Source organism: Roseovarius sp. 10 (assembly GCF_033100315.1).
In the GTDB taxonomy this organism is placed as follows: Bacteria; Pseudomonadota; Alphaproteobacteria; order Rhodobacterales; family Rhodobacteraceae; genus M30B80.
Map to the genome: position 1 here is coordinate 419,384 of NZ_JAWLVH010000001.1, position 19,521 is coordinate 438,904.

Here is a 19,521-nt window from a genome sequence, read left to right on the forward strand (position 1 = left end):
CAAAAACTTTTTGACGCTGCAATAGTGACGCTGAAAGACTGTGCGCTTGCTTAAACTTTGGGCGAGGGATTCCCCCAAATCGCGACCGCAGTCATGGGGAGGTTAGAAATGAAAGCAAACAGACTCAAGGCCTTATGGCAAGGGGATCAGCCCGCGTTGAATGGGTGGTGTTCCATCGGTTCTAGCTTTACCGCCGAGATCATGGCGGCGCAGGGTTTTGACAGCATCACCATTGATATGCAGCATGGCGCGTTGGATTATGGCATGGCTTTGCCCATGATGCAGGCCTTGCGCAATGCAGGCCGCACGATCATGGCCCGCGTGCCGTGGCGTGACCCCAGTTGGATCATGAAGGCCTTGGATATGGGCGTTGAGGGGATCATCTGCCCCATGGTGAATTCTCGCGCCGAAGCAGAAGAATTCGTCAGCTACCTGCGCTACCCCCCGCATGGGCAGCGCAGCTATGGCCCGACCCGCGCGGTGATTGCCGACCCCAGTTACAATGTCAAAGACGCGAATGCGCAGGTTCTGGCCATTGCCATGATCGAAACCGCGGCAGGCATGGAACATCTTGAGGAAATCGCAGCGACCCCTGGCCTAGACGGTATTTATGTTGGCCCTGCTGATCTGACCCTCGGCACCCAAGCGGGGCGTTTGCCCCCAGGATTTGACCGCGAAGAACCCGAGATGATCGCGATGATTAAGGAAATCGCCGCCGTATGCCGCAAGAACAAAATCGCCGCCTGCCTGCATTGCGGCAACCCCGCCTATGCGGCCCGCGCCATTGACTGGGGCTATCGCCTCACCACTGTTGGGGGTGACGTGCGCTTTTTGGCGCAATCAGCCCGCGCGGCGGTCACGGGCTGGCATGAGGTTGTGGGCCGCGCCGGTGGGTCGGACAGCACGGGTGCTGGCAAAGGGGGCTATTGATGACACGGCTCTTGGTTGCAGGGGCGCTTCACCCGACAGGTGAGGCGCTGCTTGAGCGGCTTAAAACGCAGGGCGTGGATGTCACCTATGTGACCGATCCCGCACCTACGGCCTATCTGCCCTATCTGCCGCAGGCCGATGCGCTTGTGCTGCGCACACAACCCCTGACGGCCGAGATGATTGCAACTGCACCAGACCTGAAAATCGTCTCGCGCCACGGCGTGGGATATGACGCGGTGGATGTAGATGCATTGTCGGCCCGCGGAATTGGCTTGGCCATTGTGGGGGATGTGAATTCTATCTCCGTGGCCGAGCAGGCCATGATGATGATGCTTGCTGGCGCGAAACAGGCGCTAGAGGCGCATTTCGCCACGCGTGGCAGCGAAGGGTTCGAGTGGAACTGGCGTAATCTATTGCGCGCGCGTGAAGTGTATAACAAACGCCTCTTGATCATCGGCTATGGCCGCATCGGGCGGCGTTTGGCGAAAATGGCCGATGGGTTTGGCATGCATATATCCGCCTATGACCCCTATCTTTCCCAAATGGGCGCATGGCCCGAAGGGGCCGCGCAAGAAGTGACAGATTTATCCGCAGCCTTGGCTGAGGCTGATTTCATATCGGTGCATATCCCCGCCGCCAAAGGCGCGCTGCTGGATCGCGCTGCCTTTGGGAAAATGAAACGCGGCGTTGTGATCTGCAACACGGCGCGCGGTGGCGTTGTCGATGAGGCGGCCCTGTTGGCGGCGCTCAAGGATGGCACGGTGGCCGCGGCAGGATTGGATGTGTTCCAATCCGAGCCCCCTGCCCGTGATAACCCGCTTTTCTCGGATCCGCGGGTGATCCTGTCGCCCCATATTGGCGGGCTGTCCAATGAGGCGGCTGAACGTATGGCCTGCGCCTGTGTGGAAAACGCGCTGAACTTTATCGAAGGCAGGATTGATCCTGCGCTCATTGTCAATCACGAGGCAATCAATGGCAGCTAAACCGAAACTTCGCATTGGCTTGATTGGATCGGGCTTTATGGGCAAAGCGCATGTGTTTGGCTTTGCTACCGCTGCGCGGGTGTTTGATCTGCCCTATGAGGTGGAATTACACACGCTGGCAGATGTCACGCTTGCGGGGGCTCAGGCCGCGGCGGCTGGGTTTGGCTTTGCCCATGCCACGGATCGGTGGCAGGATTTAATCGAAAACCCCGATATAGATGTGGTCGATATCACCGCGCCAAATGCGTTGCACAAAGAAATGGCCATGGCCGCGATTGCGGCGGGCAAGCATGTCTATTGCGAAAAGCCCTTGGCCCCCTTGGCGCGTGACGCAGAGGAGATGGCCATTGCGGCAGAGGCGGCAGGGATCAAAACCCAAGTTGGGTTCAATTACCTGTGCAACCCCATCATGGCGCTGGCCCGCGAGATGATTGCGGGCGGCGAATTGGGTGACATTCGCAGCTATCGCGGCGTGCATGCCGAGGATTATATGCGTGATGCAAGCGCACCCTATTCCTTCCGTCATGATCCTGCGGGCGGCGGGGCCTTGGCCGATATTGGCAGCCATGCTTTGGCCACGGCGGAATATCTGTTGGGGCCCATCACCCGCGTTATGGGGGATTGCGTCACCATGATTGACCACCGCAAGGATGCCACGGGCTCCGCCCGCAAGATCGAGGTCGATGATGTCGGGCGCGCCTTTTTGCGGTTTAAAAATGGCGCAACAGGGTCGATTGAGGCCAATTGGGTCGCCACGGGCCGCAAGATGCAGCATGATTTCGAGGTCTATGGCAGCAAAGGCGCCCTCATCTTTACGGGCGAGCGGTTCAACGAGCTGCATTTCTACAACACCGATGACGCAACAGGCCGTCAAGGATTTCGCAAAATCGAGGCCAGCCCAGATCACCCGCCCTATGGGCAATTCTGTGTCGCACCGGGCCATCAGATTGGCTTTAACGACCTCAAGGCGATTGAGGTCGCAGGCTATCTTGATGCCATCGCAGATCGCGCGCCTGAACCCTTTAACTTTCGTGCTGGGTTGCGCATCCAATATCTGGTTGAAACCATCCAAGCCTCGGCCAAGTCCGAGACGTGGATCGCGACAGTCTGATCGGGGGCGTGATGGATCACAACACATCCCTCACCGATGCCCCGCCGCCTGACACCTATGAGGGGTTCATCCGCCTAATCCATGAACGTCACGGCGCGATGAGCAACACCTATCAGGCCATCGCGCTCTATCTGACGCAGAACCCCAATGATGTGGCGGTGCGCTCGGTCAATGCGATTGCCGAAAGCTGCGGGGTGCATGCCTCGAGTTTCGTGCGCTTTGCGCAGGCCTTGGGGTATAAAGGGTTTCGGGATGTGCAGGCCCTGTTCCAACAACGCCTAGAGACGGCTGCGCCTGGATTTGGGGCGCGGGTGCAATCCTTGCGCGATGGCATGGCCGCCCGCGATGATATCTCGGAAATCGGGTTCCTGCGCGAGATGATCGTGCAAGACATTGCTTCGCTCGAAGGTCTGGTTGATGAGATTTCAGGCGTTGATATGGCCGCCGCCGCCAAGCTGATGGAGCGGGCCGAAACCATTTATTTGGTCGGACAAAATCGTTCTTCGCCCGTGGTTTTGCTGATGCGCTATCTGCTGACCATGATTGGCAAACGCTGCATCCTTCTGGATGCCAGCGGCGGCCTTGCCACCCATATGGCGCGTAGTATGGGGCCGCGAGACGTGCTCTTTGCGGTATCCTTTCGCTACTACGCCAATGAGGTTGTGCAGATTGTCGATCAGGCCGCCTCGGAGGGGCATGATGTTATTGCCATTTCCGACACGACCCTATCGCCCCTCGCAAAATCGGCAAAGATCCTATTCGCCGTGCCTGAATACCAGCAAAGCCTCTCGCGCTCCTTGGCCGCGCCCATGTGCGTGGCGCAGGCTTTGGTCGTGGCGACAGCGGCGCGCTTACAAAAGGGGACAGAAGCACCGCTGATCCCCCATGTAACCCAAAAAGACACTTAAACCCCGACTTCCAAAGGAAAGATCCGCAATGAGCGTGAAAAAAGACCTTGATGTCATCACAATTGGCCGCGCTTCGGTTGACCTTTACGGCGCCCAAATCGGTGGCCGCTTGGAGGATATGCGCAGCTTTGACAAATATATTGGCGGCTCACCCACCAATATGGCCGCAGGCACAGCGCGTTTGGGGCTGAAATCTGGCCTTATCACGGGTGTGGGTGACGAGCATATGGGGCGGTTTATTCGCGAAGAACTGACCCGTGAAGGGGTCAATATCGAGGGCATCAAAGTCGATCCCGATCGCCTGACCGCGTTGGTGCTGTTGGGGATCCGTGATCAAGAACGCTTTCCCTTGATTTTCTATCGCGAGAATTGCGCCGATATGGGGCTGTGCGAAGACGATATCGACCCCAGCTATATCGCGCGCGCCCGCGCAGTTGTGGCAACAGGCACGCATCTCAGCAACCCGCAGACCGAAGCCGCGGTATTGAAAGCCTTGCGCTTAGCCCGCGAGGGGGGTGCCCGCACCGCCCTTGATATTGATTATCGCCCGAACCTCTGGGGCGTGGCAGGGCATGGCGATGGTGAAAGCCGCTTTGTGGAAAGCGCGGCCGTTACGGCCAAACTGCAATCAACCTTGCATCTCTTTGACCTAATCGTGGGCACAGAGGAAGAATTTCACATTGCGGGCGGCAGCACCGATACGCTGACGGCGCTGCGGGCCGTGCGCGCAGTCAGCGGTGCCACATTGGTGTGCAAACGCGGGGCCGCAGGGGCCGTGGCAATCACAGGCGAGATCCCTGCAAGCCTTGATGACGGGATCGCAGGTCAGGGTTTTCCGATTGAGGTGTTCAACGTGCTTGGCGCGGGGGACGGGTTTATGTCAGGCCTTATCAAAGGTTGGCTTGATTGCCCCGCGGGTCAGATTGATTGGGCGACCGCACTAAAATACGCCAATGCCTGCGGCGCATTTGCGGTGTCTCGGCATGGCTGCACCCCCGCCTATCCGTCATGGGAGGAACTGCAATTCTTCCTTGCACGCGGGATCACTCGGCCCGACTTGCGCAATGACGGGCCGTTAGAGCAGGTTCATTGGGCCACCAATCGGGGGCCAGATTTACCCGATATGCACATCTTTGCTTTTGACCATCGTATGCAACTTGAAGAGATGGAGGGGGCAAACCGCGCCAAGATTGATGCGTTCAAAGAGCTATGCCTTGAGGCGGCGCGCGTTGTGGCGGATGATCGGGCGGGATATGGCATTTTATGTGACAACCGATTGGGTCGCTCTGCCTTGCAGGCGGCATCTGACAGCCCGCTCTGGATTGGCCGCCCTGTGGAATGGCCGGGCTCCTGCCCCTTGGTGCTTGAACCTGAACTTGGCCCCGATTTCGGCGGGCTTAAGGAGTGGCCGCGCAATCATGTGGTGAAATGCCTGTGCTTTTGCCATCCCCAAGATGACGATGCACTGTGGCAAAACCAGATCGACACCGTCAGCCGCCTCTTTGCGGCGACCCGCCGCAATGGGTTGGAATTCTTGCTTGAGGTGATCCCCTCAAAACGCGGCGCAGTGGATCAGACAACCACCCCAGCCGTGATCCAACGCTTTTACGATGCAGGCATCTTTCCCGATTGGTGGAAATTGGAACCCTTTGCCGATGACGCCTCATGGGGCGCTGTGACCCAAACAATCACAGCAAACGATGCGCATACGCGGGGTATTTTGGTTTTGGGGCTTGATGCCCCCGCCGATGATTTGGCCGCAAGTTTCGCCTTCGCCGCCCGTCAGCCCTTGGTCAAAGGGTTTGCAGTGGGGCGCACAATTTTTGGCGATGCAGCCCGCGCGTGGCTTACAGGGCAAATCAGCGATGCGCAGGCAATTTCGCAAATGGCAGATCGCTATCGCAGCCTTTCGGCGCTGTGGGATCAGGCCCGAAAAGGATGAAAGATGGCCGCGCATAAAACCCTTGCTGATCCCATTTTCAACCCGCGGTGGCGGCGGGTGGCCTTGACCCTATTTCTCTGCCTCTGGACAGGGGTCGAGATCTGGAACCAAACCTATGGGTGGGCCGCATTCATCGCAGCCATCGCGGTCTATTGCGGATGGAATTTCTTTGTCCTGTGGGAAGATGTCCCAAGCAAGGAATAAGGGCGGCAAATGTGCCGCCCCCTTGGTTTCTTAGATTGATCCAGCTTCGACCATGTAGTTGTTTGCGGTGCACATGGCCGCATCGTCAGAGGCCAAGAACAAAACCATCCGCGCGAGATAAACGGGTTCGATCTCATCGGGCAGACATTGACGATCAAGCGCCTCTTTCAAGGCCTCAGGCGTCACCCAAAGCTGTTTTTGCCGCTCGGTCATCACCCAGCCCGGAACGACTGTATTTACGCGAATGCGGTGATCCCCCAAATCGCGCGCCATTGTGCGGGTCAGGCCGTGCACGGCCGATTTGGAACTGGTATAGGCGGGCATATCGCCGCTGGCCTGCATCCAAGAGTTCGACCCAAAATTGATAATCGAGCCACCACCCGCCTCAATCATCGCGGGCGCTACGGCCTGAATGGCGAAAAACATATGACGCAGGTTCGTTGCATATCGCTCGTCCCAATAATCTGGTTCGACTGTCCGCCAATCATGACGATCATCACGGGCGGCATTATTCACCAAAACATGTGCAGGCCCGCAGGCCTCGGCCAATTTTTTGAAGGCTGTTCGCAATGCTGAAATATCGCGCAGGTCACATTGCTCGAAATGCACAGTATCGCCCAATTCGGCGGCCAAGGCCGCACCGCCCTTGGCATCAATATCGACAAAACCAACGCGGCTGCCTTGCGCTGCAAAAGCCTTGACGATTTCCGCGCCAATCCCAGATGCACCGCCCGTAACAAAGACGGATTTATCCTTTAGGCTCGGATATATGGCGAATTGTGATTGATCAATCTGACCCATGGATCTGCCCCTCCTTTGGCAATGCCTCTTTACGCGCGAAACCTAACCGCTGCCCCTTTGGGCGGCAAGGCGCAAAGCGGTTAATCGTGGAAAGGATTGACAGAAATGAGTGGCAATGGTTGCATCTGTAAAGGCGTGTATAAGGGAGGATGCCCGTGAACAAAATCACCCGTGATTACAGCCTGCTTGGCGCATCGGCGGTCGAGGCAGAGGAAAAGGGTCTGGCTGCTGCGCAGTGGTATCACTCGGATATCCCGCGCGAGGATATGCGCCGCCTGATGCAGCGCAAAGATGGGCCTGCCATTCGTGATACGATCCTTTATTTCGCGGTCTTGATCGCCTCCGCCACGGGCGGGATCATGCTGTGGGGGTCATGGTGGTCAGCGCCCTTTTGGGTGATCTATGCCACATTTTATACTGCAGGCGCAGATAGCCGCTGGCACGAGGCAGGTCATCGCACGGCGTTCTTGACCCCTTGGATGAATGCCGTGGTCTATCACATCGCTTGCTTCATGCTGTTCCGTAATCCTGTCTTGTGGCGATGGAGCCATTCCCGCCACCACACCGACACGATCATCGTGGGCCGTGATCCCGAAATTATCACCATGCGCCCGCCGCAAATATTTAAGGTTCTATGGCTCTTTATTGGCAGCCATACATGGGATGGGTTCAAGGCCACGTTCCGCCACGCCCTTTATGGGCTGAACAAAGAAGAACGCAGTTTCACCCCTGACCGCTATTGGAAAAAGGCGCAGGTGATTGCGCAGATTTGGCTTGCGATCTGCGCCGTGGTTTTGGCATTGGTGCCGATCACGGGGTCGATCTTGCCGTTGATGTTGGTGGGCGTTGGCCCTGCCGTCTTGGGCTCATGGCATCTGATCATGACGGGCTTACTGCAGCATACGGGCATGGCCGATAACGTGCTGGATCACCGTCTCAATTCCCGTAGCGTTTACATGAACCCCATCAGCCGTTTCATCTATTGGAACATGAATTACCATGTCGAACATCATATGTTCCCCATGGTGCCCTATCACAATCTGCCCGCCCTGCATGAGGTGATCAAACACGATCTGCCGCCTGCAAATCGTGGCTTTGTCGATGGGCTGCGCGAGGTGGCGCATGCGCTGAAAATGCAGTTGAATGACCCCGAATATCAGATTGAGAAAACCTTACCCCCAACCGCAAAACCCTATCAGGCGCATCTGCACGATCTGGAGGTTTAGGGTTTCAGCGCGCGCAAAATGGGGCGGGTCAGAGCGACCAAGGCTTCCTCGGTTTGGCCAAGGATTTTGATACGATCAAATTCAGCGGGCTGCTCTGACATCACATTGGACAAGGCCGCACCAAACCCCATGCGCAATTCGGTTCCGATGTTGAATTTACAAATCTTAGACATACGCGCCAAATCTTGACGCTCTCGCACAGGCACGCCTGAGCCGCCATGAATAACCAGTGGAATGTCACAAAGCGCCTCAATCGCAGCAAGGCGGTTGCGATCCAGACCTTGGTGCTTTTCTTGTTGTAAATGCACATTCCCGATAGAAATCGCCATTGCATCTATGCCCGTCTCTTGGGCAAATCGGGCAGCCTCCTCAGGGTCAGTGCCCCGCGATTTTGCCCCATCCGCATAGCCGACATACCCGATCTCACCTTCACAGGAGACACCCGCCGCATGGGCCATCTCTGCGATTTCTGCGGTGCGGGCAATGTTTTGCGACAGGGGCAACGCCGAGCCATCAAACATCACCGAGGAAAACCCTGCCGCTATTGCTGCGGCGCAATCCTCAAGTGATGTGCCGTGATCCAAATGGCTGACCACGGGCACCGAAACGCTTTCGGCCAATTCGCCAAACATCGCCCCCCAAATCGAAATCGGCATATGCGCCCGCGCGCCCGGGCCCGCCTGCAAAATGATGGGCAGCCCCTCTAATTCAGCGGCGCGCGTATAGGCGCGCGCGTCTTCCCAGCCCAAACAGACCACCCCTGCCACCGCATAACCTTGGGCCAAGGCAGGGGTCAGGACATCGGTGAGGGTCGCGCGGGTCATTTAAACTTGGCCACCATATCCAAAATGCCTGGGATCGTGTGGATCTGTTCGGCATGGGTTGGTTGGAAATATTGTTTGAGCGAGCGTTGGCTCAGCCCGCCTAGAATGGTGAAGTAATACATCTCATAGCCCGGCAACGCGGCGCAAGGGTGATAGCCACTATCAAGCAAAATGGTCGAGCCATCCATGATATGATAGGCTTCGCCCACCTCATTATCGACCCGTTGCAACATTTGCACACCCGACCCGTAATTCGGGCGGAAGCGGAAATTATAGGTTTCATCATGACGGGTTTCGATGATCTCGCCACCGTCATCCGTTCTATCCGTGTCATGTTTGTGACTGGGAAAGCCTGACCACCCACCTGCCCCTACAGTGAACAATTCCGACACCAAGAGCCGCCCCACCTTATCCGCGTATTTAGTGCCGAGGATATGTTTGATCTTGCGATGCGTTTTGGTGTCATCCGATCCGTATTGGATCACATCTAATTCTGCCTCGCGCACATCAAACGGCTCCAAAACCTTGTCATATTTGGCCCCCGCAATGAAGGTTTCGGTCGTGTCACTGACACATGTGATCCGCACCCGCGCGCCCACGGGAACATAAACACCCTCGGGTTCGCCATCCCAAACATCGACTCCGCGATTGCCAAGGCGGGGAAAGGACGCGCCATCAACATCCACATCAACACTGCCCGTAGCGGGCACGATGCAGGTCTCATAGCCCGCGACCTGATAGTCGAACACCTCGCCTTTTTTCAGCTTTACGATGTTGAAATAATTCAGCGGCACCAAATCGTGATCTACGTCAACGATGGGTTTATTTTGGTTGTCATGGGGTGGGATATGCATCGGGCCCCTCCTTTACTGATGAATTTCGATGAATTGGGATAGGGCCGCGCGGTCGGGCATGGCCCCCGCACAACCTGGATGCGAGACGGTGATAGCCGCAGCAGCGGCACCTTGATCCACGGCATCGGCAAGGCTTGCACCATTGGCCAAGGCCGCAAGGGTTGCGGCCATAAAACTATCCCCCGCCCCAACAGGCTTGAGCGGCGTGGCGGGATAGGTGCCTGTGCGAAATTCCTGATCCCCCGTCATGGTGATCGCACCTTCGGCCCCCATTTTGTAAATCACCAATTTGCCCCGCGCAGCCAAGCCCCGGGCCGCGTCAAGACCGCGCTCATAGGCGCCTGCCATAAATCCGAATTCCTCATCATTGCCGACAATCATCGCCGATGCATCTGCCGCACGGGTCAGAACATCGGCTGCAACTTCGGGCGAGGGCCAAGAATAGGGCCGATAATCAATATCAAATATAATCGGCACACCCGCCTTTTCGGCCAAATCAAAAGCGGCAAAGGTGGCACTGCGCGAAGGTTCCGCTGCGAAAACCGTGCCTGCGGTGACAAGCGCGCCAAAGCGGCCATAGTCAATATCTGCAACATCCTCAGGCGTGACCTGAAAATCGACTGCATTGTTGCGATAGATGCAGACCTGAAAATCCTCCATCACCGATTCATAAACCGCCAAGGAGGAGCGGTATTCCCCCGCTAGAGTGCGGATATGCCCCACATCCACGCCATACTGGATCAGCTTGTTTCGGATAAACCGCCCCACCGTGTCATCGCTGAGCGAAGTCACAAGCGCGGCTTGCATCCCCAATTTACAGAGGCCTGCACAAATATTCGCAGACGACCCGCCAAGATCGGCCCGAAAATTTTCGCCAAATTCGGCCTTCACCCCAATCGGATCGGCATAGAGATCCATGCCCGCGCGGCCAAACACCACGAAACTGCCTTTTGCGATTCCACTGTGTAATTGCGCATATAGTTCGGACACTGACCCCCGCCCCTCATTCGTGACCTTGCTTGCACTGCAATCGTGCTTGCATGACTATGCGTTCAAAGCTACTTCTTTTGCAACCGCTTGCAAGTGCATTTCACGAGGGGGCCGCCATGTCAGAAATTGGGATTGGAATCATCGGAGGCGGCTATATGGGCAAGGCCCATGCCGTGGCCATGTCCGCCGTTGGTGCGGTGTTCAACACCACATTGCGGCCCCGTTTGGAAATGGTCTGCGCGAGCAGCGCAAAAAGCGCAGAAACCTATCGCGCCGCATATGGTTTTGCCCGCGCAACCGATGATTGGCGCGTGTTGGTCAATGATCCAAAGGTGGAGGCCATTATCATCGCCTCGCCGCAAACCACACATCACGACATCGCGCTTGCCGCATTCGCGGCGAAAAAACCCGTTTTGTGCGAAAAACCCCTTGGCGCTTCTTTAGCGGAAAGTCAGGCTATGGTCGCCGCGGCAGAGGCCGCAGGTGTCGCCAATATGGTTGGCTTCAACTACATCCGCACCCCTGCCAGCCAATATGCCCGCGCGCTGATTGCACAGGGGGCAATTGGCCAAATCACATGGTTTCGCGGCGAACATACCGAGGATTTTTTGGCCGATCCAAACCTGCCCGCAAATTGGCGCACATCGGGAATGGCAAATGGCACAATGGGGGATCTGGCCCCGCATATCATCAACGCAAGCCTTGCGCTGATGGGGCCCATTGCATCGGTCATGGGGGTTTATGAAACCGTCCACAAATCACGGCCAGAGGGCGTGGTGACAAATGACGACCATGCGCAGTTCATGTGTCGCTTTGAAAACGGGGCCATGGGGCAAATCTATGCCTCGCGCATCGCAACTGGCCGCAAAATGGGCTATGCTTACGAGATCACAGGCACCAAAGGCGCCATTCGATTTGATCAGGAAGATCAAAACGCGCTCTGGCTCTATGAGATGACAGGGCCAGAGGCCACGCGCGGCTTTCGCAAGATTTTAACGGGGCCTGCGCATCCTGATTACCTGCCCTTCTGCCAAGGGCCAGGTCATGGCACGGGCTATCAAGACCAAATCATCATCGAAGCCCGTGATTTTCTGCGCGCAATTGAAACGGGCGAGGCGATTTGGCCCACCTTCCGCGATGGTCACGCTGTGAACCGCGTGATTGCTGCCGTAATCGCCTCAAGCGATCAAGGCGCGTGGTGCGATATTTCATCTGTTTAAACGAGGGCATAACCCATTATGACAATCGAAATCGGCAATGCGCCCTGCTCTTGGGGTGTTGAATTTGCAAATGACCCCCGCAATCCAACATGGCGCAAAGTCCTGCAGGATTGCGCTGAGGCGGGCTATCGCGGGATTGAACTGGGGCCTGTTGGCTTTATGCCCGAAGATCCCGCAATTTTAGGCGAGGCGCTTGATGAATTTGGCCTCACCTTGATTGGCGGCGTGATTTTCCGCCCCTATCATGACCCTGACGCATGGGAGGATGTGCTCGATGCCACGCATCGCACCGCCCGCGCCCTTAAGGCACATGGGGCCGAGCATCTGGTGATTATCGACAGTATCTCACCGCGCCGCGCCCCTACTGCGGGCCGCGCTGATGAGGCGGTGCAGATGGATAAGGCCGAATGGACTGGTTTTCGCGACCGCATCGTAGAAAGCGCGCGGATTGGCGCCGAAGACTATGGCCTAACGGTTGGCATCCACGCCCATGCGGCAGGATTTATGGATTTTGAACCTGAATTGATCCGCCTGCTTGATGAGGTTGATGAGGGCCTTTTGAAAATCTGCTTTGACACGGGCCATCACTCCTATGCGGGGTTTGATCCTGTGGCCTTCATGCAAAAATATGTCAGTCGCATTTCCTATATGCATTTCAAGGATATAGACCCCAAGGTTAAGGCAGATGTGATTGCCAATCGCACAGGGTTTTATGAGGCCTGCGGACAGGGGATTTTCTGCAACCTTGGCCAAGGTGATGTAGATTTTGAGGCGGTGCGCAAGGTTCTTTTGGATGCAAATTTCGAAGGCTGGTGCACAGTCGAGCAAGATTGCGATCCAACCCTAGATGTGCGCCCCATTGATGACGCACGCGCCAACCGCGCCTATCTGCAATCCATTGGTTTTTAAACGAAAAGAGATCAAATCATGACAAAACTGAAATGGGGTCTAATCGGTGGTGGCGAAGGCAGCCAGATCGGCCCTGCACATCGCTTAGGCGCACAGGCGGATGGGCATTTTGACTTTGTGGCCGGCGCTTTGGATCATCGCGCGGATGTGGGTCGCGCCTATGCGCAGCGTCTGGGAATTGCCGCTGATCGCGCCTATGGCGATTGGCGCGAGATGTTGGCAGGGGAAAGCGCCCGCGAGGATCGCGTTGATCTTGTGACTGTGGCCACGCCAAATTCCACGCATTTTGAAATCACCAAAGCCTTTCTTGAGGCAGGTTTCAATGTGCTTTGCGAAAAGCCCATGACGGTGACAGTCGAAGAAGGCGAAGAAATCGTAAAAATTGCCCGCGCAACTGGCCGTATTTGCGCGGTGAATTATTGCTATTCCGCCTATCCGATGATCCGTCAGGCGCGTGCCATGGTGCGCGCGGGCGAATTGGGCAACATTCGGTTGGTCGTCACCAATTTCAGCCATGGCCATCACGGCGATGCGGAAGATGCCGATAACCCACGGGTGCGGTGGCGCTATGACCCTGCGATGGCGGGTGTTTCTGGGCAGTTTGCTGATTGTGGGATCCATGCGCTGCATATGGCAGGGTTTATTTGTGATGATCACGTCACCACATTGTCCGCTGACTTCGCCTCAACAATTTCATCGCGCGTGCTAGAAGATGACGCGATGGTGAATTTCCGAATGTCCAAGGGCACTGTCGGGCGGCTCTGGACATCTTCGGTTGCGATTGGCCGCCAACACGGGTTCGACATTCAAGTCTTTGGCGAAAAAGGTGGCTTAAGATGGGCGTCTGAGCAGCCCAATCAATTGATCTATACCCGCACAGGCGGGCGCACGGAGATCATCGAAAAGGGCGAAGGGGGCTTGCATGACGAGGCCACCCGCCTCAGCCGTGTCGCCATTGCACATCCCGAAGGGTTTCCCTTGGCTGTGGCCAATATTTACTGCGATCTGGCCGATGCCATTCGCGGTCAGGCCCGTGATGGGTTGCCAACGGCAGAAGATGGATGTCGCTCGCTGGCGGCTGTTTATGCGGCGGTGGCCTCAGCCAAGGATAACGGCGCGTGGCAGGAGGCCCGCCCACCTATGTTCAGGGGGTAAGCGGACGCAAACTTGCGCGTTCGACCAAATGACAGGGAAACATCTGTGCCTCAGCCTGCGGGCTGGGGTATTCACTCAGGCGCACGACAAGCGCCAGCGCCGCCCCCACAATCGCCTCAATCGGCTGCGCAATCGTGGTGAGGCGAATATTAGGCCACGCGGCCATTGCCATATCATTCAGCCCCAATATGCCAATATCATCAGGGCAGCGTAGACCCGCCGCGCCAATCGCGGCCATAGCGCCTATGGATAGAATATCATCGCCACAAAAATACACCTCCGCAGGCCCCGCGGACAGTTCGGCGGACATGGCCGCCTGCCCCGCCTCGAACCGATAGGCCGGCACAAAGCGCGCGCGGCAGCTAAGCCCTGCCTCTGCAAGGGCCGCGCGGAAACCCGCCAAACGATCTTGGGTTGAGGTGGCCCCTTCTGGCCCACCAAGAAACCCGATCTCGCGATAGCCGCGTGCGATTAATGTCTCGCCCGCCAAACGGCCTGCAGCGTGGTTATCAATGCCCACAACATTGACCCGCGCCTGCGGATCATGGCGACCAAAGGCGTGAACCACAGGAACGCCCTCTTCATAGAATTGCTCGACCAAACCAGCGGGCAAGGTGGATGAGGCCACCACCACCCCATCGACCGAATATTGCCGCAGCATTGCGGCGGCTTGTTCAATATCGCTCACATCGCTGAGATTAACCAAAAGTGGCCGCAATCCCATTTGCTGCAAGCCACGGGTGAACTGATCGAAAATCTCGAGAAAGACGGGGTTCTGGAAATTATTCGCAACCAAGCCAATCAGCTTACTGCGGCCAGTGGTCAGGGATGAGGCCAAGGCGTTCGGGCGATAGCCAAGGGCAGCAGCGGCGGCCTCGACCCGCGCGCGCATCGCAGGCGAAACAGATGCACCATCGGTAAAGGCGCGAGACACGGCAGAGGGTGAAACCCCCGCCTTTGCCGCAACATCCCTAAGCGTGATTTTCGCCTTGCGCATCAAACCCGTCCCCTCTCCGCGTCTGACTATGACCCAAAGCGGGGAAGCGCGGCAATCACAAAGCGCGACTTACGAGGACACGACCGCCTCAATCTCGGGGCGGGTTGGCATTGCCGGCGCCGTGCCTTGGCGGGTGACAGACAGGCTTGCCGTCGCGCAAGCAAAGCGCAACGCGGCCTCGATCCCCTGCCCTTCGGCAAGCGCCACAGCAAAGCCGCCATTGAACGCATCCCCCGCGCCCGTTGTCTCGACCACCGCGCCGCAATTAAAGGCGGGTTGGTGCAGGGTTTGCTGCCCATCATGGTAAAGGGCGCCTTGCTCACCCAAGGTGATCACCGCCGCCTTGGCACCAAGATTAAGCAATTTTTGCGCGGCCAATTGCGCGCTTTCAGGGGTGGTCACCTTTACCCCTGTCAACTGCTCCGCCTCAATTTCATTGGGCGTCACATAATCACAAAGGCCCAAGATATCCCGCCCCAATTCTTGCGCAGGTGCGGGGTTTAAGATCGTAAGCGCCCCTGCGGATTTCGCCATGCTCAACCCGTGCTTTGCAGCGGATAAGGGTTGTTCGAGTTGGGTCATGAAAACCTTTGCCGCGTTAATGACGCTGGCGCGCGCCTCAAGATCAGCAACCGCAATCTGTGCTGCCGCACCAGGGCTGACGATAATCGCGTTATTGCCGCTGCCCTCTTCGATAAAAATATAGGCAGCCCCCGTATAGCTTTCGGGATGGTGACTGACATGGGGGGTCACGCCGCACTCGGCCCAAAGATCAAGCGCCATCTTGGCAAAATCATCTTGGCCAAGCCGCGTGATCATATGAACATCCCCGCCTGCCTTGGCTGCCGCGACCGATTGGTTCGACCCTTTGCCACCTGGCCCCAACACAAAACGTGACCCAATCAGCGTCTCGCCCATCACGGGCTGACGCGGTGCGGTATAGGCCGTATCAGCCACAAATACGCCCAAAATCACAATCGCCTTAGACATCCATTTCCCCTATGCGTTAGGGCCAATCACGCCTTTGCGCAGCATGAAGCAGCCGTAAAAACGCCGCTCGCCCGTTTGAATCACAGCATAGCTTTCCCGCGCCATATCATAAAAGGCAAATCGCTCGATGCTGATCATGGGCCGCTCCGCCCCTTCGGCAGCGTTGATTTTCTGCTGCACCTCGGCCTGAACGGCGGGGATTGTGTCAGGCTCGCCCACAATTTCCATGCGGCCTGCGAAATCATCAACAAAAGTATCAAGGGGCATGACCGAAAGAACCGCCTCGACCGCCTCGGCAGCGGTGAGGTTATCCATGCGCAATAGGTTGCCGTAAACCGTAGCGCGGGCAACCGAGTCAGATGGAAAATTCGTGTCCGCAATGATGAGAACATCGCCATGCCCCATCATGCGCAGAACATGCAAAACATCGGCATTAAGCCTTGGATCAATTCCTTTTAGCATGATACCCCCCCTTTTCTCGAATAGTGATGATCACACGCGTTCTTTGGTGGATTTATCGAAAATATGCAGGTGATCTGGATCAGCCGTCATCGTGATCGTTTGACCCACCTTGAAATCGCGCCGCTCGCGCGAGATCAGTGTAAAATCCTGCCCCGTGCTGTGGCGCAGCATTACATGTGTCTCTGAACCTGTTGGCTCAATCACTGAAATCGTGCCAGAAATCCCCTTATCCGCGATTTGCAGGGCCTCGGGGCGGATGCCGATGATAACCTCTTGGCCTTCGGCGACGCCCGCCCCTTTTGGCAAGGACACCACCGCATCACCGATCTGCGCCGCCAGAGAACGCCCAGATTTGACCACCTGCCCTTCGAAGAAATTCATCGAAGGGCTGCCGATAAAGCCCGCAACAAAGACATTGCGCGGGCGATCATACAGCTCAAGCGGGGTGCCAATTTGTTCGATATAGCCGCCCTGCATGACCACAATCTTATCGGCCATCGTCATCGCTTCGATTTGGTCATGGGTCACATAAACGGTCGTTGTTTGCAGCCTTTGGTGCAATTCCCGAATTTCGGTGCGCATTTGCACGCGCAATTTCGCATCAAGGTTTGAAAGCGGCTCATCAAACAAAAACACCTGCGGATCACGCACAATGGCGCGCCCCATGGCAACGCGTTGGCGCTGCCCGCCTGACAAGGCGCGGGGATAACGATCAAGATAGGGGGTCAGACCCAAAATCTCGGCAGCGCGATCAACGCGGCTGTTGATCTCGCCCTTATCCATGCCGCGCATCCGCAGCGAAAAGGCCATATTGGCACGCACTGTCTTATGAGGGTAAAGCGCGTAATTCTGGAACACCATCGCGATGTCCCGCTCGGCAGGCGGTAGGTTGTTGACCAAACGATCCCCGATGTGAATCGTGCCCCCCGTGATCCCCTCAAGCCCCGCAATCATGCGCAAAAGCGTGGATTTCCCACAGCCAGAGGGGCCCACCAGAACAACAAATTCGCCATCCTCAATATCGACATCCAACCCATGCAACACGGCCGTTTCGCCGTAAGACTTCAGCAAAGATCGGATTTCTACGCCTGCCATTCTGTCACTCCTCCCATGCGCTTTGGCTTGGACGTTAAGAGGAAAATTTTGTGCTGTCCATGACTTAAACATACTAACATGTTAGAATCTTGACAGACACAAATCTGGCTGAAAAGGTGGAGGGGCTGGCTTGAGCGAAATCAGCACTATCCGCGGGAGGCGGGCAAAGCTGGCACACCGACTGTTGTCAAAGACGCGAAAAATATCTGGGAGGATAGGTCGTGAAAGTTGAAATGTATAAGGCTATTATGGCTGCGCAAATGAGCCGCCGTAATATGCTCAAAGGTGCCGCCAGTGTCGGCGCCATGGCCGCACTCAGCGGCGCGGGCGCGTTGACAGGTGCAAAACCTGTGCAAGCCGCAGCACATGGCGATTTGCGGGCGCAATTGCTACAAATTCCAGGTGTGGGCATGGGTTCACCCACCGATGCAGACTGGCAGCGCGTTGGCGAATTATGCCTCGGGCCAACCCGTGAACGTGTTGCTGAAGGCGAGTTTGAAGGTGTTGAGCTGACCTTCTTGGGCCTCAACAACCAAAACCTGCATAACTTCTTGTTCCGTGGTTTCCTCAAACCATGGGAGGCCTATACAGGCGCGAAGATCAACTGGATCGACCTTGCACAGGCCGATTATAACCCCCGCTTGCAGCAAGCGATTGCCACTGGCACAGTTGATTTCGACATTATCGAAATGGGCGCCCCTTTTGAAGGTGACACCGCAGGCAAAGGCCTGTTGGATGAAATGCCAGAATGGGTGAAAGACCAGATCGAAGCCGATGATTTGGTAGGGTATTTGCAGCCACCTGTGGGGACATGGGATGGCAAATCCTATCGCATCACCATTGATGGCGACTGCCATACATTCTGCTATCGCAAGGATTACTTCGGCGATGGCGCAATCGGCGGGGCCGAAGTGCCACGCACATGGCAACAGGTGAACCAAGTGACCAAGGATTTGGTTGGCAAGACCGACCCGCTGACTGGTCTGCCTGCACATGGCTATCTTGATCCGCTCAAAGGTTGGGGTGGTTTTGGCTTCTACTTCATCGCCAACCGCGCGGCTGCATATGCTAAGCACCCAAATGATCCCGCGTGGCTGTTTGATCCAGACACAATGGCCCCACGGGTGAACAACCCAGCATGGGTTCAGGCCATCCAAGATGTGATGGATTTGATCGACACCCCAGGCGCCTACCCTGCGGATCAGATCAATGCTGATCCTGGCACAACGGGCTTCCAGCAATTCTTGGCTGGCACAGGGTCGATGCTGATGTGGTGGGGTGATATTGGCTCGAACGCGCGCACTTCAGACACCTCCGTTGTGGGGGATGTTGTGGGCTTCGGCATCAACCCAGGTTCGGATCGGGTCTACAACTCGCAAACGGGCCAGTGGGAAGACAGCTATAACGAAGCGCCCAACATGGCCTATCTGGGTTGGGGTATCTATGTCACCAAAAACGTGCAGGGCGATGACCTCAAGCGCAAAGCGGCTTGGTCAGCGGCGGCACATCTGGGCGGCAAAGATATCTCGCTGTGGATGTCGGCCTATCCATCGGGCTTCCAGCCCTATCGTAACTCGCACTTCCAGTATGACGAATGGGAAGCAGCGGGCTATGACCGCGATTATATCGAGGATTATCTGGGCTCGAACGCGGATAGCTACAACCACCCCAATGCGGCGATTGAGCCTCGTATCCCTGGCATCTTCCAATATTATTCGGTGGCGGAAGACGAATTGGCCAAAGGCTTTGCGGGTCAATACGGATCGGCACAAGAGACCGCTGATGCGATTGCAGCCGCATGGGAGGGAATCACGGATCAAATTGGTCGTGACACCCAAATCAGCCTCTATCGCGCCTCTCTCGGGCTCTAAGGGCAAAAAACACGCTGTGGCCGATCTTTCAGGGTCGGCCACAGATTTG

Annotated in this window: 19 protein-coding genes; 11 read left to right on the plus strand and 8 right to left on the minus strand. The window is 56.7% G+C overall.

From position 1 onward, the window contains the following. Positions 1–108: 108 nt before the first annotated feature. The 6 genes from RYZ18_RS02015 to RYZ18_RS02040 are packed head-to-tail and all read left to right on the plus strand — an operon-like array spanning position 109 to position 6,078. The gene (locus RYZ18_RS02015; RefSeq protein WP_317654710.1) at positions 109–930 is read left to right on the plus strand and encodes an HpcH/HpaI aldolase family protein; all 822 of its coding nucleotides are present in this window, start codon (positions 109–111) and stop codon (positions 928–930) included. Continuing rightward, the gene (locus RYZ18_RS02020) at positions 930–1,913 is read left to right on the plus strand and encodes a hydroxyacid dehydrogenase (RefSeq protein ID WP_317654711.1); all 984 of its coding nucleotides are present in this window, start codon (positions 930–932) and stop codon (positions 1,911–1,913) included. The genes RYZ18_RS02015 and RYZ18_RS02020 overlap by 1 nt, the downstream gene beginning before the upstream one ends. After that, positions 1,903–3,024 carry a Gfo/Idh/MocA family protein gene (locus RYZ18_RS02025; protein ID WP_317654712.1) on the plus strand — a complete coding sequence of 374 codons (1,122 nt, stop codon included), beginning with the start codon at positions 1,903–1,905 and terminating at the stop codon, positions 3,022–3,024. The genes RYZ18_RS02020 and RYZ18_RS02025 overlap by 11 nt, the downstream gene beginning before the upstream one ends. Then, positions 3,006–3,932: a MurR/RpiR family transcriptional regulator gene (locus RYZ18_RS02030; RefSeq protein WP_317654713.1), complete on the plus strand. Its 927-nt coding sequence runs from the start codon at positions 3,006–3,008 to the stop codon at positions 3,930–3,932. Before RYZ18_RS02025 ends, RYZ18_RS02030 begins: the two co-directional genes overlap by 19 nt. A 28-nt stretch (positions 3,933–3,960) precedes the next feature. Further along, the gene (locus tag RYZ18_RS02035) at positions 3,961–5,874 is read left to right on the plus strand and encodes a bifunctional 5-dehydro-2-deoxygluconokinase/5-dehydro-2-deoxyphosphogluconate aldolase (protein WP_317654714.1); all 1,914 of its coding nucleotides are present in this window, start codon (positions 3,961–3,963) and stop codon (positions 5,872–5,874) included. A gap of 3 nt (positions 5,875–5,877) precedes the next feature. Further along, positions 5,878–6,078, plus strand: coding sequence for a hypothetical protein (locus tag RYZ18_RS02040; protein WP_317654715.1), 201 nt, complete (start codon positions 5,878–5,880; stop codon positions 6,076–6,078). A 30-nt stretch (positions 6,079–6,108) separates the two neighbouring features. On the opposite strand, the gene RYZ18_RS02045 is transcribed toward RYZ18_RS02040, so the two are convergent. Then, complete coding sequence (locus tag RYZ18_RS02045) at positions 6,109–6,879, minus strand: SDR family oxidoreductase (RefSeq protein WP_317654716.1); 771 nt, start codon at positions 6,877–6,879, stop codon at positions 6,109–6,111. Positions 6,880–7,034: 155 nt separating this feature from the next. Here RYZ18_RS02045 and RYZ18_RS02050 point away from each other — a divergent pair, with 155 nt between their 5' ends. Next, positions 7,035–8,105 carry a fatty acid desaturase gene (locus RYZ18_RS02050; RefSeq protein WP_411567069.1) on the plus strand — a complete coding sequence of 357 codons (1,071 nt, stop codon included), beginning with the start codon at positions 7,035–7,037 and terminating at the stop codon, positions 8,103–8,105. Here RYZ18_RS02050 and RYZ18_RS02055 read toward each other — a convergent pair. The 3 genes from RYZ18_RS02055 to RYZ18_RS02065 are packed head-to-tail and all read right to left on the minus strand — an operon-like array spanning position 8,102 to position 10,773. Further along, entirely contained in the window at positions 8,102–8,929 is an 828-nt protein-coding gene (locus tag RYZ18_RS02055) for a class II fructose-bisphosphate aldolase (RefSeq protein ID WP_317654718.1), read from the minus strand. The two genes, RYZ18_RS02050 and RYZ18_RS02055, sit on opposite strands and share 4 nt — an antisense overlap. Beyond that, positions 8,926–9,783, minus strand: coding sequence for a 5-deoxy-glucuronate isomerase (locus RYZ18_RS02060; protein ID WP_317654719.1), 858 nt, complete (start codon positions 9,781–9,783; stop codon positions 8,926–8,928). Before RYZ18_RS02060 ends, RYZ18_RS02055 begins: the two co-directional genes overlap by 4 nt. 12 nt (positions 9,784–9,795) lie before the next feature. After that, the gene (locus RYZ18_RS02065) at positions 9,796–10,773 is read right to left on the minus strand and encodes a PfkB family carbohydrate kinase (RefSeq protein ID WP_317654720.1); all 978 of its coding nucleotides are present in this window, start codon (positions 10,771–10,773) and stop codon (positions 9,796–9,798) included. 116 nt (positions 10,774–10,889) lie between these two features. Between RYZ18_RS02065 and RYZ18_RS02070 the strand changes: the two genes are divergently transcribed. The 3 genes from RYZ18_RS02070 to RYZ18_RS02080 are packed head-to-tail and all read left to right on the plus strand — an operon-like array spanning position 10,890 to position 14,057. Further along, the gene (locus tag RYZ18_RS02070) at positions 10,890–11,993 is read left to right on the plus strand and encodes a Gfo/Idh/MocA family protein (protein WP_317655791.1); all 1,104 of its coding nucleotides are present in this window, start codon (positions 10,890–10,892) and stop codon (positions 11,991–11,993) included. An 18-nt stretch (positions 11,994–12,011) separates the two neighbouring features. Next, positions 12,012–12,902 carry a sugar phosphate isomerase/epimerase family protein gene (locus RYZ18_RS02075; RefSeq protein ID WP_317654721.1) on the plus strand — a complete coding sequence of 297 codons (891 nt, stop codon included), beginning with the start codon at positions 12,012–12,014 and terminating at the stop codon, positions 12,900–12,902. An 18-nt stretch (positions 12,903–12,920) separates the two neighbouring features. Then, complete coding sequence (locus RYZ18_RS02080; protein WP_317654722.1) at positions 12,921–14,057, plus strand: Gfo/Idh/MocA family protein; 1,137 nt, start codon at positions 12,921–12,923, stop codon at positions 14,055–14,057. Here the strand turns inward: RYZ18_RS02080 and RYZ18_RS02085 are convergent. From RYZ18_RS02085 to RYZ18_RS02100, 4 genes are all read right to left on the minus strand, one after another. Then, positions 14,047–15,054, minus strand: coding sequence for a LacI family DNA-binding transcriptional regulator (locus tag RYZ18_RS02085; RefSeq protein ID WP_317654723.1), 1,008 nt, complete (start codon positions 15,052–15,054; stop codon positions 14,047–14,049). The genes RYZ18_RS02080 and RYZ18_RS02085 overlap by 11 nt on opposite strands. Positions 15,055–15,123: 69 nt before the next feature. Further along, positions 15,124–16,044 carry a ribokinase gene (locus tag RYZ18_RS02090; protein ID WP_317654724.1) on the minus strand — a complete coding sequence of 307 codons (921 nt, stop codon included), beginning with the start codon at positions 16,042–16,044 and terminating at the stop codon, positions 15,124–15,126. Positions 16,045–16,053: 9 nt separating this feature from the next. Next, complete coding sequence (locus RYZ18_RS02095; RefSeq protein ID WP_317654725.1) at positions 16,054–16,506, minus strand: RbsD/FucU family protein; 453 nt, start codon at positions 16,504–16,506, stop codon at positions 16,054–16,056. 30 nt (positions 16,507–16,536) lie between these two features. Then, positions 16,537–17,601: an ABC transporter ATP-binding protein gene (locus RYZ18_RS02100; RefSeq protein WP_317654726.1), complete on the minus strand. Its 1,065-nt coding sequence runs from the start codon at positions 17,599–17,601 to the stop codon at positions 16,537–16,539. A 221-nt stretch (positions 17,602–17,822) separates the two neighbouring features. Here RYZ18_RS02100 and RYZ18_RS02105 point away from each other — a divergent pair, with 221 nt between their 5' ends. Next, positions 17,823–19,472 (plus strand): substrate-binding domain-containing protein, encoded by a 1,650-nt coding sequence (locus RYZ18_RS02105; protein ID WP_317654727.1) that lies wholly within the window; start codon positions 17,823–17,825, stop codon positions 19,470–19,472. The last annotated feature ends 49 nt before the right edge of the window (positions 19,473–19,521 follow it).

Coding starts and splice junctions, on each gene's coding strand:
- RYZ18_RS02015 (WP_317654710.1), top strand. CDS start 109: ATGAAAGCAAACAGACTCAAGGCCTTATGGCAAGGGGATCAGCCCGCG.
- RYZ18_RS02020 (WP_317654711.1), top strand. CDS start 930: ATGACACGGCTCTTGGTTGCAGGGGCGCTTCACCCGACAGGTGAGGCG.
- RYZ18_RS02025 (WP_317654712.1), top strand. CDS start 1,903: ATGGCAGCTAAACCGAAACTTCGCATTGGCTTGATTGGATCGGGCTTT.
- RYZ18_RS02035 (WP_317654714.1), top strand. CDS start 3,961: ATGAGCGTGAAAAAAGACCTTGATGTCATCACAATTGGCCGCGCTTCG.
- RYZ18_RS02040 (WP_317654715.1), top strand. CDS start 5,878: ATGGCCGCGCATAAAACCCTTGCTGATCCCATTTTCAACCCGCGGTGG.
- RYZ18_RS02045 (WP_317654716.1), bottom strand. CDS start 6,879: ATGGGTCAGATTGATCAATCACAATTCGCCATATATCCGAGCCTAAAG.
- RYZ18_RS02055 (WP_317654718.1), bottom strand. CDS start 8,929: ATGACCCGCGCGACCCTCACCGATGTCCTGACCCCTGCCTTGGCCCAA.
- RYZ18_RS02060 (WP_317654719.1), bottom strand. CDS start 9,783: ATGCATATCCCACCCCATGACAACCAAAATAAACCCATCGTTGACGTA.
- RYZ18_RS02070 (WP_317655791.1), top strand. CDS start 10,890: ATGTCAGAAATTGGGATTGGAATCATCGGAGGCGGCTATATGGGCAAG.
- RYZ18_RS02075 (WP_317654721.1), top strand. CDS start 12,012: ATGACAATCGAAATCGGCAATGCGCCCTGCTCTTGGGGTGTTGAATTT.
- RYZ18_RS02080 (WP_317654722.1), top strand. CDS start 12,921: ATGACAAAACTGAAATGGGGTCTAATCGGTGGTGGCGAAGGCAGCCAG.
- RYZ18_RS02085 (WP_317654723.1), bottom strand. CDS start 15,054: ATGCGCAAGGCGAAAATCACGCTTAGGGATGTTGCGGCAAAGGCGGGG.
- RYZ18_RS02090 (WP_317654724.1), bottom strand. CDS start 16,044: ATGTCTAAGGCGATTGTGATTTTGGGCGTATTTGTGGCTGATACGGCC.
- RYZ18_RS02095 (WP_317654725.1), bottom strand. CDS start 16,506: ATGCTAAAAGGAATTGATCCAAGGCTTAATGCCGATGTTTTGCATGTT.
- RYZ18_RS02100 (WP_317654726.1), bottom strand. CDS start 17,601: ATGGCAGGCGTAGAAATCCGATCTTTGCTGAAGTCTTACGGCGAAACG.